13 protein-coding genes are annotated in these 12,632 nt (G+C 62.8%); 9 read left to right on the top strand and 4 right to left on the bottom strand.

The genetic code is table 11. The features are described 5' to 3' along the window. Positions 1-151 (top strand): 4Fe-4S dicluster domain-containing protein (locus DVS29_RS36320; RefSeq protein ID WP_164707895.1); only part of this gene is annotated, 151 nt, incomplete at its 5' end. Between the two features lie 49 nt (positions 152-200). Here DVS29_RS36320 and DVS29_RS36325 read toward each other — a convergent pair. Both DVS29_RS36325 and DVS29_RS36330 read right to left on the bottom strand, forming a co-directional pair. Next, positions 201-1,619, bottom strand: coding sequence for an aspartate ammonia-lyase (locus tag DVS29_RS36325; protein WP_205962596.1), 1,419 nt, complete (start codon positions 1,617-1,619; stop codon positions 201-203). A gap of 29 nt (positions 1,620-1,648) precedes the next feature. Next, positions 1,649-2,458, bottom strand: a complete 810-nt coding sequence (locus DVS29_RS36330; RefSeq protein ID WP_118186129.1) for a transporter substrate-binding domain-containing protein — start codon at positions 2,456-2,458, stop codon at positions 1,649-1,651. Between the two features lie 247 nt (positions 2,459-2,705). On the opposite strand from DVS29_RS36330, the gene DVS29_RS36335 reads away from it, so the two are divergent. The 4 genes from DVS29_RS36335 (at position 2,706) to DVS29_RS36350 (ending at position 6,069) form a co-directional block, all read left to right on the top strand. Then, complete coding sequence (locus DVS29_RS36335) at positions 2,706-3,677, top strand: LysR family transcriptional regulator (RefSeq protein ID WP_118186131.1); 972 nt, start codon at positions 2,706-2,708, stop codon at positions 3,675-3,677. Between the two features lie 20 nt (positions 3,678-3,697). Then, positions 3,698-4,438, top strand: coding sequence for an amino acid ABC transporter permease (locus DVS29_RS36340; RefSeq protein WP_118186149.1), 741 nt, complete (start codon positions 3,698-3,700; stop codon positions 4,436-4,438). A gap of 35 nt (positions 4,439-4,473) precedes the next feature. Beyond that, positions 4,474-5,223, top strand: a complete 750-nt coding sequence (locus tag DVS29_RS36345; RefSeq protein WP_205962597.1) for an amino acid ABC transporter permease — start codon at positions 4,474-4,476, stop codon at positions 5,221-5,223. 126 nt (positions 5,224-5,349) lie between these two features. Further along, positions 5,350-6,069 carry an amino acid ABC transporter ATP-binding protein gene (locus DVS29_RS36350; protein WP_276314370.1) on the top strand — a complete coding sequence of 240 codons (720 nt, stop codon included), beginning with the start codon at positions 5,350-5,352 and terminating at the stop codon, positions 6,067-6,069. A gap of 67 nt (positions 6,070-6,136) precedes the next feature. On the opposite strand, the gene DVS29_RS36355 is transcribed toward DVS29_RS36350, so the two are convergent. Both DVS29_RS36355 and gcvA read right to left on the bottom strand, forming a co-directional pair. Beyond that, on the bottom strand, positions 6,137-7,294 hold the full coding sequence (locus tag DVS29_RS36355; RefSeq protein ID WP_118186137.1) for a GGDEF domain-containing protein: 1,158 nt from the start codon (positions 7,292-7,294) through the stop codon (positions 6,137-6,139). 355 nt (positions 7,295-7,649) lie between these two features. After that, positions 7,650-8,540 (bottom strand): transcriptional regulator GcvA, encoded by an 891-nt coding sequence (gene gcvA, locus DVS29_RS36360; protein ID WP_118186139.1) that lies wholly within the window; start codon positions 8,538-8,540, stop codon positions 7,650-7,652. Positions 8,541-8,674: 134 nt separating this feature from the next. On the opposite strand from gcvA, the gene DVS29_RS36365 reads away from it, so the two are divergent. From DVS29_RS36365 to DVS29_RS36380, 4 genes are all read left to right on the top strand, one after another. Beyond that, positions 8,675-9,523, top strand: a complete 849-nt coding sequence (locus tag DVS29_RS36365; protein WP_118186141.1) for a transketolase — start codon at positions 8,675-8,677, stop codon at positions 9,521-9,523. Further along, positions 9,520-10,521 (top strand): transketolase family protein, encoded by a 1,002-nt coding sequence (locus DVS29_RS36370; RefSeq protein WP_118186143.1) that lies wholly within the window; start codon positions 9,520-9,522, stop codon positions 10,519-10,521. Before DVS29_RS36365 ends, DVS29_RS36370 begins: the two co-directional genes overlap by 4 nt. A 69-nt stretch (positions 10,522-10,590) precedes the next feature. After that, positions 10,591-11,355 (top strand): SDR family NAD(P)-dependent oxidoreductase, encoded by a 765-nt coding sequence (locus DVS29_RS36375; RefSeq protein WP_118186145.1) that lies wholly within the window; start codon positions 10,591-10,593, stop codon positions 11,353-11,355. A gap of 133 nt (positions 11,356-11,488) precedes the next feature. Then, positions 11,489-12,529: a TRAP transporter substrate-binding protein gene (locus DVS29_RS36380; protein WP_118186147.1), complete on the top strand. Its 1,041-nt coding sequence runs from the start codon at positions 11,489-11,491 to the stop codon at positions 12,527-12,529. Positions 12,530-12,632: the final 103 nt, after the last annotated feature.

Below are 12,632 nucleotides of genomic sequence, written 5' to 3' on the forward strand. Positions count from 1 at the left end.
GTTCGTGAAGAACGACGACGGCAGCGAACGTCTGCAGATCAACGCGCAGAACTGCGTGCACTGCAAGACCTGCGACATCAAGGACCCGACGCAGAACATCGTGTGGGTCACGCCGGAAGGTGGTGGTGGGCCGAACTATCCGAACATGTAGGGGCGCGGACAGATTCCGATGTCCGCGCCCCCCGTCAGGCGCCTCGTTGCTAGCGCTGCGCGTCGAACACAGGACAGGACGCCTGATCGATCGTCGCCAGTGTGTCGTCGCGGCTTAGCACCCCGGACTCGTGCAGAATCGTCGCCAGCGACCGTCCTTCCGCAACCGACTGACGCGCCAGTTTGCTCACACGGGCATAGCCAAGCTTCGGCACGAGTGCCGTTGCCACCGCCATCGAATCCATCAGGTGCTGCTCGTTACGGGCAGCGTCCGCCTCGATGCCGGCCACGCACTTTTCCGCGAACCGTTCAATGCCGTTGCTCAGCAGCGCAATGCTGTCGAATACGCGTGACGCGACCACGGGCTCGAAGTGATTGATTTCAAGCTCGCCATACTGCACGGCCTGCGCCACCGCCACATCGTTTCCGACCACGGCGAAGCTCAGCTGGATCATGGCCATCGGCAACACGGGATTGACCTTGCCTGGCATGATCGAAGAACCCGCCTGCGCCTCGGGAAGATGCAGTTCTCCCAATCCGCCGACGGGCCCCGACGACAGCACCGTGAGGTCCGACGCGATCTTCGCGAGCGACGTCGCACAGGTGCGCAGTTCGGCGGACACGCGCGAAAACACATCCATGTTCTGCATCGCATCGAACGAATCCGACGGCGCCAGGTATTCCACGCTGGCGATCGCGGAAAGATGCGCATAGACCGATGACCGATACCCGCCGGGTGCGCCAAAGCCTGTGCCGATCGCGGTGCCGCCAAGCGGGAGTGTGCGCAGTCGGTCGCGCACGATGGCCAGCTCCCCGGCCAGACGCCGGGTCAGCGACGCGTAACCGCCGAACAGCTGACCGAGGCGCATCGGCTGCGCGTCCTGAAGACAGGTGCGCCCGAGATGCAGGATGTTCGCAAACTGTCCGGCTTTGGCGTTGAACAGCCCGGCCAGACTTTCGACCCGCGCGATCAACGGTTCCAGCATCGCGTACGTCGCAATCTTCAGTGCGGCCGGATAGACGTCGTTGGTGGACTGCGAACGATTGACGTGATCGTTCGGATGGATCACATCGTACGAACCGGGCGGGTGGCCAAGGTGTTGCTGCGCGCGATTGGCGATGACTTCGTTGAAGTTCATGTTCGTCGACGTGCCGCCCGATCCCTCCAGCAGATCGACGATCAAGGAATCGTCGAAGCGGCCAGCGATGACTTCCTGACAGGCGCGCACGATCGCCTCGCATTCGTCGGAACCGATCACCTGATTGTCCCGGTTCGCCAGAGCCGCGGCCCATTTGCATTGCGCGAATGCGATGCGAAAGTCGGGATAGTGCGCGACCGTGAGCGGCGACACCGTCAGGTTGTCGACGCCCCGAACCGTGTTGACGCCATACAGCCTGTCGCCCGGAATCTTCACCTCACCCACATAGTCGCGCTCGATACGAGATGCTGCTTGCGCTGCGCTATTCACGTGCACTCCCATGGTCGAAATTCAATGGATCAGATCGCTTTCCTGTGCTCGGTCCGGAGCCAGTCGGACGGCGGCAGTCCCCACTTCTTTTCGAGCTGGATCAGTTCGCCGCTCTTGTGCCACGACGCAACCGTATCGGACAGGAACTTGCCGAACGGTGTGTTCGCGTTTCCCTTCGCCACTGCCAGGCCCCATGGCGCGATGTCGTCCACCGGAATAGGCTGGTCGAATCCCTTCATCTTGCCGTCGCCGATCAGCTGCGCGGTCACGGTGCTGTCTTCGACGAAGCCGACGCAGGAGTTGTTCTGCAACGCGTTGATGGCTTGCGTGAGGTCCGCGAACGCCGCGATGTTCACGCCATACTTTTCGCTGACGGCACGGTTGTAGTAGGTGCCCTGTACGCCGCACACCGTTTTCCCGCGCAGGTCGGTCCAGCTTTTGAATCCGGAACCCTGGTGCGCGATGAACCCGGTGCCGCCAGCGTAGTAAAACGGTTCGATGAAGTCCACGACCTTCGCGCGCTCCTGGTTGTAGGTCATGCTCGCCAGGATCACGTCGATACGACCTTGCTGCAGGAACTGGATGCGGTTAGCCGGCTGCACCGGCACCATCTCCACCTTCACCCCGAGCCGCTTGCCGAGGTCCTGCGCCAGTTGCGGTTCGATGCCGACAATCTGGCCCGACTCGTCCCGCATGCCGAACGGACGGTAGTCCGTATTTACGCCGATCTTGATCACACCCGCGCTCTTGATCTGGTTCAGCAGATCGGCGTCCGCATGGCTTTGCATGCTGAACGCCGACAGGCAAAGCGACACGACGATTCCAAACAGCGATTTCACGATGGACTCCTCTTTGAGATTGGGCTCACGCCGGTTTTGTAGAACGGCACCGTCTGCCGACGCGAACCGTCGACCGGAGGCTAGGCGATCAAAATTCCATCCCCAAACGAGCGGGACACACTATTAGCGAAATTAATTTGGCGGCATTAACTTGTCTGATGGTGGGTCGCTAACATTTGCCCGCCTGCTGATTCGTCTCTAGCCTGATTGCGAGGGGATAGCCGTGGTCGCTGCCAAACCTTTGGATATGCAAGCCCTGCAGGTCTTCGTTGCCACTGCTGAAGAACGGAACATGTCGAATGCCGCGAAGCGGCTCGGCCTCACGCAGTCAGCCGTGTCGCAAAGCATCCGGCAACTGGAGGAACAGTTCGGCGTGGTGCTGTTCAACCGCGAGCGGCGTCCGCTTTCGCTGACGCCGGCGGGTCTCGCGCTGCGAAACCGGGGTGTGCTGCTGCTGGACGACATGAGCCGCCTGAAGGCGCATGTGATCGACGCGAGCCGGGGCATCAAGCCTGACGTTCGTGTGGGGCTCGTGGATTCGTTCGCGGGAACCTGCGGGCCCGCGTTCATCAAGGCGATGCTGTTGCAGTCCACGACGCTGTCGGTTCGCACGGGACTCACGCCATACCACAGCGAGGCGCTGGTTGGACGCGATCTCGACATCGTCGTATCGACGGATCCGCTGGCGGATCTCGATGGCATCGATCGTCGCCGGCTGCTGTCGGAGCAGTTTCTCGTGATCACGCCGAAGGCGTACACGAACAAGGTCAGGACGCCTGCTGATCTGCGCGAATTGAGCGAAGCGCAGCCGATCATCCGCTTCAACCGGCAGTCGCACATCGGCGCGCAGATCGAGCGCTTCCTGCGCCGGATCGATGTCCGCGTGCCGCACAGGCTGGAGGTCGACACGGCTGACACGCTGGCATCGATGGTGGCGGGTGAAATCGGCTGGGCGATTACGACGCCGATGTGTTTGCTGCAGGCAGGGGAGTACGCGAAACAGGTCAGGCTGAACTTCCTGGGCGCGCCGGGTGGCGGACGCTCGATGTATCTGCTCGCGCGCCATGATGAATACAGCCACCTGTTCGACGAGGTCTACGCAATCGCTCATTCGATCGCGTCCACCTCGTTGCGACGGCGGCTCGCCACTATTCATGGCGATCTGCCGAAACTGGTCGAAATCGACAAGGAGACCCAGGATGAGTCAAGCGGTGCATGACTTCGCGGAGAAACGACGACATGACTAGCATTGCTGCGTTCTTCCAGTGGCTGAACGCTCATTTCGGCATCAATTTTTCGGTGTTCTACGACGCGTTCGAATGGCATTCGTTCGTGCGCGGCGTCGGCATGACGTTTCTGCTGTCCGTTGCGTCGATCGTCGGCAGCGTTGTGCTGGGCACGCTTGGCGCGTTTTGCCAGCGGGCGCCTTCGCGTGCGCTGCGCGTGTGCGCGGAGGTCTACGTATGGATCTTCCGGAACACGCCGCCGCTCGTGCAGCTGTACTTCTTCTATTTCGCGCTAGGCCCGTTCATCAGTCATCTCGCCGGTTCGCCTACACCATTGCTCGGCAATATCGGCTGGGCCGTCGTGTCGCTGATCCTGTTCGCCGGTGCCTTCAACGTCGAAATTTTCCGCTCCGGAATCGAGGCGGTGCCGCATTCGATGCTGGAGGCTGCCTCGTCCCTTGGCATGAGCCATCTGCAGACGTTCCGGAAAGTCGTGATGCCGCTCGCGATGCGAATCAGTCTGCCCGCGTTGTGCAACAACCTGATCAATCTGATCAAGACGACGACCAACGCTTACGCGATCGCGGTGCCCGAACTGCTTTACGTTTCGTCGCAGATCTGGGCCCAGGATCTCAACACGCTGGAGATGATGATCGTTCTGCTGGTCTTTTACCTCGGCGTGATCGGCGCCTTCGTGGGGCTGATGAACATGCTGGAGCGGTCTATTGCCGTTCCTGGCTGGGGGAAACAATGAATCCGCGTCGTCCTGCCGTAAGGTCCTCGTCGCCGATGCTCAGCGTTGCCCTGGCGCTCACGCTCGCATCGCCATCCGTGATCGCGGCGCAGTCCATCGGACCCGCTTCGAGCGGTGTGCCGTGGTCGACGCTCGTGCCGTGGTTGCCCGTACTGCTCAAAGGCTTTGCTTTCGACGTGTCGATCAGCTTCGTGGCGATGGCGATTGGCACCGTCCTAGGTATTGCAGTCGGCATCGGACAGATTGCCCAGCGCAGAGCGATCAGTACGGCCAGCCGATGGCTCACGCAGTTTTTCCGCAATGCACCGTGGCTCGTCGTGCTGTTTTTCTGCATCTATCTGATGCCGTTCGAGATTCATGCGTTCGGTACGACGGTGCCGTTTCCGGGTTGGGCGAAAGGCATCGTTGGGTTGTCTTTTCCGGTGATGGGCAATGTTTCGGAGGTGGTGCGCGGCGGAATCCAGTCGCTGCCCACGGCGCAGTGGGAGGCCGCGGCCGCGCTCGGTCTCACGCGGTGGAAAACCCTGCGGCTCTGCATCCTGCCTCAAGCCGTCAAGCGCATGGCCGCGCCGTGGATGAACACCTACGCAATCCTGATGATGTCGACGCCGCTGGTGTCGATCGTCGGCGTCGACGACAGCGTGACGATTGCCAGCTCCGTATTGTCGGCGCTGCGCGATCCTTCGCTGATGATGCCGGTGTACGGCCTGATTCTCGTGCTCTTTTTCGCCTATTGCGCGCCGATCGCGGCACTCACCAAGCGACTCGAACGCCGCTATCGGTAAGCCCGGCGGCAACCGGCAACCCACCGGAATTTCTGGAGACGGACGTAAATGGCGACACAGCAACTAGCACGGTCAGCATCGAGCGTAGATACTGCGCGGTCAGCTTCGACAGAGTCCATCGTGCGCGTGCGCGATGTCAAAAAGGCGTTCGGCACGCATCAGGTGCTGCGCGGCGTGTCGCTCGACGTGAAGCAGGGCACAGCGGCGGCCCTGATCGGACCGTCTGGATCGGGGAAGTCGACGCTGCTTCGCTGCATCAACGGACTGATCGATATCGACGCGGGCGAGGTCTTCGCGGCAGGGCATGCCGTGCATGGCCTGCGCACCGATCGCGACCGGATCGCGTTACGCAAAGATGTTTCGATGGTGTTTCAGCAATACAACCTGTTTCCGCATATGACCGTGCTTGAGAATGTGATGCTCGCACCGGTTCATGTGCTCAATCAATCGAGAGACGAAGTCGAGGCGCGTGCCGTGCAGCTGCTCGCGAAGGTCCGTCTGTCCGGTAAGGAGAAGTCGTTTCCCGGCCAGTTGTCCGGAGGCCAGCAGCAACGCGTCGCGATTGCTCGTTCGCTTGCGATGCGGCCCAATGTGATGCTCTTCGACGAAGTGACCGCGGCACTCGATCCGGAAACGGTAAAGGAAGTGCTGAGCACGATCCAGGAACTGGTCGCGGAAGGGATGACGAGCATTCTCGTCACGCATGAGATGCGCTTCGCGCGAGAAGTCGCGCACCAGGTTTTCTTCACGGACGAGGGGCTGGTCGTCGAATCCGGCTCGCCCAGGGAGTTTTTCGATTCGCCTCAAGATGCGCGTACGCGCGAGTTCCTGAGTCACGTGCTGTAGCTGTCGCATCCGCACGGATTGGCGTGACCCGTTCTCCGCTCACTTGCCGAACGCGTAGTTGAACGGTTCAGTCGTAATTTCCAGAGGCGCCTACCGGTACATCGCACAACGTATCAGCCTCGGCTTTGACGCAGTTTCGCCCACTGTGTTTGGCCTGATACAACGCGCGGTCGGCACGTGCGATAGTCTCGTCGGCCGTTTGTCCGATGCGCCAGGACGCCACGCCGGCGGACAAGGTGAAGCGCATCTCGCCCACCGTGCCAGGCGTTCGCAGTCCTTCGATGTGAATTCGCAGCCGTTCCAGCAGCTGCAACGCGAAGTGTTCGTCCGCATTGGGCATCAGGATCAGGAATTCTTCTCCTCCCCAGCGGGCCACGGTATCGATGTTCCGTACAAAGCCGCGCGCCTCTTCCGAGAAGCGGCGCAGGATCTGATCGCCGCCAGCGTGCCCGAAGTGGTCGTTGAGTCGCTTGAAGTGATCGAGATCGATCAATGCGATCGCGAACGGAGCCGTGGCGCGATCGACACGGGTCATCTGCGACGACAGCAATTCGTTAGCCCGCCGCCGGTTGACGAGTCCCGTCAATTCGTCGCGGGTCGCAAGGTCCTGAATACGATCCAGTGCGTTCTTCAGTTCGACTCGCTGCTGATGCAGCCTTGCCTGCAACGAGTTCAGTCGCATCGCCAGTCCGGCGACACCCGGCAGTGTGACCATGCTCAGCAGAAAATTCGAAGCATCGACGATCGACGAATAGTGATTGGGCCAGTGCGCATGCATCCAGGCCATTGTCAAAGCCATCACACCTAGCGCAAAAATCGTCAACTCGATCATGCGACGCCAGCGTATCGAGAACGCGCCGAAATTCAGCACCAGCACAAGCGGAAGCAGAACCGCGCTTCGAGCCGTTTCAGTCACCGTGTAGCCGGCCGCAATCGCGAACACCGCGAATATGATCTGGGCTTGGGCCAGCGCGGGATCGGCAAAGCGCTTGCTCCAGCCGCTGCGAATCAGGTAATGGAAGACGCTGAGACCGCTCAGCACGCACACCAGCCAGACCAGCAGCGAGCGAGCAGAGATGATGTTCTGGTGTACGAAAGCGCTCATGGCCGCGGCGCTTCCGGCGTAGACCAGGACGGTGAGCCACCAGTTTTGCAGTCGAACTGCCGTGCGACGCTCGCTCGTCCAGAGAAGCGTTCCAAGCCGGTTCCACGGTGACGAGTTCATGATCTGCGTTGCTACTCGAGCAAAATCGAAACGATTTCCTTATGTCGCCAGCAGCATGTCCATGTGTCGGCCCGGTTCGCGTGTCGACGAACGATCAAGCCGGTAGCCCGCCGGATGAGCGAAACACGCACGCGTCGCTGGATTCGAGGCGAAACCCTGGCCATGCCTTCCAGCGACAGTCGCTCTTACGGCAGTGCCCGCGCGAACTTGAGGACGCTAAGGCGTTGCAGCACGGCTTCGGTCGATTTTCAGGATTTCCTTACGTTATCTGACATGCGCGGCTTCGACGGCCACGATATCTACCATGTCGTTCCGGTGGAGGATCGAGGCCTGCGTGAAGCCGGCATCGCGCCGCTCAGGCACCCAGCTGCGTGAAGAGCCAGTCCTGGAAGCTGCGCAGCTTGGGCAGTTCCGCGCGCGATTTCAGCAGGTTCAGCGTGTAGCCCTGCACGCTGAGCCCTTCCGTTCCCATCGGCGCCACGAGCCGGCCGGTCTCGAGTTCGCGCTGCGCCAGCAGGAGACTCTCGAGGCACACGCCCAGCCCATCCACGGCCGCGCTGATCGACATGAACGACCGGTCGAAGCGCGGCCCCCGCGTTATGTCGAGCCGGGTCTTGCGATGCAGGCGCATCCAGTCGCGCCATCCCACCAGACAGCCTTCGCTATGGATCAGCGTGTGGTGCCGCAGGTCGGCCACGGTGCGGATCGGATATTCGCCGCCCGCGAGTTGCGGCGCGCAGAGCGGCACGATGGTCTCCGGCGGCAGATCCAGCACCATCGTGTCGACCGTCTGGAGTTTGCGCGCGCCATAGCGGATGTCCACGTCGACCGCATCGGTCGCGAGGTCCACGGGATCCGACGATGCGTGAAGCCGCACGTCGATATCGGGATTGAGCGCAGAGAACCGCGCGAGCCTCGGCATCAGCCATTGCGTGGCGAAGCTCGGGGTGGCGTGCACCGTGAGGATGTCGCTTTTCGCGACGCGTCCGAGCTGACGCGTGGCGGCATCGATGCGCGCGAACGCGGCCGCGATTTCCTCCGCGTACTGACGTCCCGAATCGGTCAGCACGACCGCCCGGTGCACGCGGTGGAAGAGCTTCACGCTCAATTGTTCTTCGAGCAGTTTGACCTGATGGCTGATCGCCGACGGCGTCACGAACAGTTCGTCCGCAGCAAGCGCGAACGACGAAAGCCGCGCGGCAGCCTCGAAAGCCTGAATCGACTTCAGCGTCACCCGATGGTGCATCACAGCATTTCCATGAATTGAATTCAGCGATCGGCCCACTTTAATTCGTTTGAGGCCGGAGATTCAAGCGCCTACGCTATCTCCAGTTCGCAACGATGCCGCCGCGACGAGACGCGCGGCCAGACAAGGAGGTCATGGTGACAACGAGCGAAGCCGGGTTGCAGACCCAACTCGCTGAGCGCGCGTGGCGTGTTCGGCGCAACGCGCTGCTGATGGGGGAGGTGCAGGGACAGGGCTATATCGGACAGGCGCTGGACATCGCCGACGTGCTGGCCGTCGCGTATTTCCACGCGATGAAATACCGGGCCGACGATCCCGACTGGGAGGGCCGCGACCGCTTTCTGCTGTCCAACGGACACTATGCGATTGCGCTCTATGCCGCGCTGATCGAGGCCGGCATCGTTCCCGAGGACGAACTGGAAACCTACGGCAGCGACGACAGCCGCCTGCCGATGTCCGGCATGGCGAGTTACACGCCCGGCATGGAGATGTCCGGCGGCTCGCTTGGTCAGGGTCTCACGATCGCCGTCGGCCGCTGCCTGGGCCTCAAGCGCAAGGGTTCTTCGTCGTTCGTCTATACGCTCTTCTCGGACGGCGAGCTCGACGAAGGCGCCGTGTGGGAAGGCATCATGTCGGCCGCGCACTGGCAGCTCGACAACCTGATCGGGATCGTCGACGTCAACAACCAGCAGGCCGATGGACCGTCGAACCAGGTCATGGCGTTCGAGCCGCTCGTGGAGAAGCTCGAGGCGTTCGGCTGGTTCGTGCAGCGTGTGAACGGCAACGACCTCGCCGCGGTGACGAACGCGTTCGACGCAGCGCGGGCGCACCGCGCGCCGCAGCCGCGCATGATCGTCTGCGATACGAAGATGGGCTGCGGCGTGCCGTTTCTCGAAGCCCGCGAGAAGAACCACTTCATCCGCGTCGATCCGGAAGAATGGCAACTCGCGCTGAAGGCGCTCGACGACGGGAGACAGGCATGAGCCAGGCCACCGCACAGAAGCCGCGTCTGAAGACGTCGGCGATGATCGCGTCGATCGCCGGGGAAGGACAGGTCACGCGTTCCGCGCCGTTCGGGCACGCGCTCGTCGAACTGGCGCGTCAGCGCGCCGACGTGGTCGGCATGACGGCCGATCTCGGCAAGTACACCGATCTGCATCTCTTCGCGAAGGCGTTTCCCGAGCGCTACTACCAGATGGGCATGGCCGAGCAGCTGCTGATGGGCGCCGCCGCCGGCATGGCGCACGAAGGCGCCCAGCCGTTCGTGACCACCTACGCGGTGTTCGCATCGCGCCGCGCATACGACTTCATCCATCAGACGATCGCCGAAGACAACCTCGACGTGAAGATCTGCTGCGCGCTGCCGGGCCTCACGACGGGCTACGGACCGAGCCACCAGGCCACCGAAGACCTCGCGCTGTTCCGCGCGATGCCGAACCTCATAGTGATCGACCCGTGCGACGCGCACGAGATCGAGCAGATCGTGCCGGCGATCGCGAACCATCGCGGGCCGGTCTATATGCGTCTGCTGCGCGGCAACGTGCCGCTCGTGCTCGACCAGTACGACTACCAGTTCGAGCTCGGCAAGGCGAAGCTGCTGCGCGACGGCGCGTCGGTGCTGATCGTGTCGACCGGGATCATGACGATGCGCGCGCTCGAAGTGGCGCGAGCGCTCGAACGCGATCGCGTGGACGTCGGCGTGCTGCACGTGCCGACCATCAAGCCGCTCGATACGGCGACGATCCTGCGCGAGGCGCGACGCTCGGGCCGGCTCGTGGTGGTGGCGGAAAACCACACGACGATCGGCGGCCTTGGCGAAGCGGTGGCGACCACGCTGCTGTCGGCGGGCGTGACGCCGCCATTCAGGCAGATCGCGCTGCCCGACGCGTTCCTCGACGCGGGCGCACTGCCGACACTGCACGACCGGTATGGCATCTCGGTGGATGCGATGTCCGACACGATCAAGCGCTGGCTCGGCTGATCCTTCACGCGGTTCCTCACACATAACAGGTTTTACGGCGCGCATGGCGCCCTATCAGGAGAACTCATCATGTCAGAGTCGAATCTTCTTGCCGGCAAGGTCGCCGTCATTTCCGGCGCCGCATCGCCGCGCGGGATCGGCATGGCCACCGCGCGCAAGTTCGCCGCGCACGGCGCGACGGTCGCCATCCTCGATCTCGACGAACGCGCGGCGGCTGAGGCTGCCGCCGAGATCGGCCCCGCGCATCGCGGTTATGCGTGCAACGTGACCGACCGGCAGGCGTGCCATGCGGCGGTCGAACGCGTGGTCGCCGACCTCGGCAGGATCGACGTGCTGATCAACAACGCGGGCATCACGCAGGCCGTGAAGCTGCTGGACATCGATCCGGAGAGCTGGGACCGCGTTCTCGACGTGAACCTGCGCGGCGTGCTGTATCTGTCGCAGGCGGTGGTGCCGCAGATGAAGAAGCAGGGCAGCGGTTCGATCGGCTGCATGTCGTCGGTGTCCGCGCAGCGCGGCGGCGGCATTCTCGGCGGCCCGCACTACTCGGCGGCGAAAGCGGGCGTGCTCGGCCTCGCGAAGGCGATGGCCCGCGAACTCGGCATCGATGGCATTCGCGTGAACTGCGTGACGCCGGGCCTGATCCAGACCGACATCAACGCGGGCAAGATCAGCGACGAGAAACGCGCCGAAATCCTGACGGGCATTCCGCTCAACCGGCTCGGTGGGCCGGATGACGTTGCGGGCGCATTCCTGTTTCTCGCGTCGGATCTTTCGTCGTACATTACCGGCGCGGTGATCGACGTGAACGGCGGGATGCTGATTCACGGCTGAAGCACGAAACAACGGCGAACCGTGCCCGGACGAGGCGACGGCGCCAGCGCGGCGATTGACGGACGGCAGACCCTGCCGCCGCCTTCGCAGCGGCCAGCAAAAAACGAAGACACCCATATTGGAGGAGCACATCATGACCAATCCGTCGAAGGACGCCGGCGGCATCGACCGCCGCGCGTTCCTCAAAGCCGGCGCGGCGTTGTCTGTCGCGGCGCCGTTGTGGGGCATTTCGCGCCGCGCGTCGGCAGCCGAATTCTCGTACAAGCTCGCAACCGGGCAGGACCCGACCCATCCCGTCAACATCCGCGCGAAGGAAGCGGCCGACCGCATTCGCCAGGCCACCAACGGGCGGCTCGACATCAAGCTGTTTCCGTCGAACCAGCTCGGCTCCGACACCGATCTGCTCTCGCAGGTGCGCAACGGCGGCGTCGAGTTCTTCAACCAGGCATCGTCGATCCTCGCGACGCTCACGCCCGCCGCCGGCATCGTCAATACGGGCTTCGCGTTCAAGGACTACGACACGGTCTGGCGCGCGATGGATGGCGATCTCGGCAACTACATCCGCGCGCAGATCGCGAAGTCGGGCATCGTGTCCGTGTGCCCCGTGTGGGACAACGGCTTTCGCCAGATCAGTTCGTCGACGCGCCCGCTGAAGGCGCCCGCCGACCTGAAGGGCTTCAAGATCCGCGTGCCGCAGGCACCGATGCTGACGTCGCTCTTCACCGCGCTCGCGGCGGGCCCCACGCCGATCAATTTCAACGAGCTCTACTCGGCGCTGCAGACGGGCGTGGTGGAAGGCGAGGAGAATCCGCTGCCGATCATCGCGACGGCGAAGCTCTACGAAGTGCAGAAGTACATCAGCCTCACTTCGCACGTGTGGGACGGCTACTGGATTCTCGGCAACGTCGCCGCGTGGAACAAGCTGCCGCCCGACATCCGCGCGATCGCGCAGCGCGAGTTCACGCGCGCGGGCGCCGACCAGCGCGCCGATATCGCGAAGCTCAGCCAGTCGCTGCGTAACGACCTGAAGGGGAAGGGCATTACGTTCGTCGACGTCGATCGTGAAGCGTTCCGCGGCGCGCTCGCGAAAACCTCGTTCTACAGCGACTGGAAATCGAAGTACGGCGACGAGGCCTGGGGCCTGCTCGAGAAGGCCGTCGGAAAACTCGCCTGAGACTGCTGGAGAATGAAATGAACGCGTCCCACCCCGTGACCGAGTGAGGGAAAAAGGAAGGGTGGATCCTCACGGGCCAACGGCATCGAAGTGCGCAGGTGGA

Source organism: Paraburkholderia phosphatilytica, assembly GCF_003443895.1.
GTDB classification, from domain to species: Bacteria; Pseudomonadota; Gammaproteobacteria; order Burkholderiales; family Burkholderiaceae; genus Paraburkholderia; species Paraburkholderia phosphatilytica.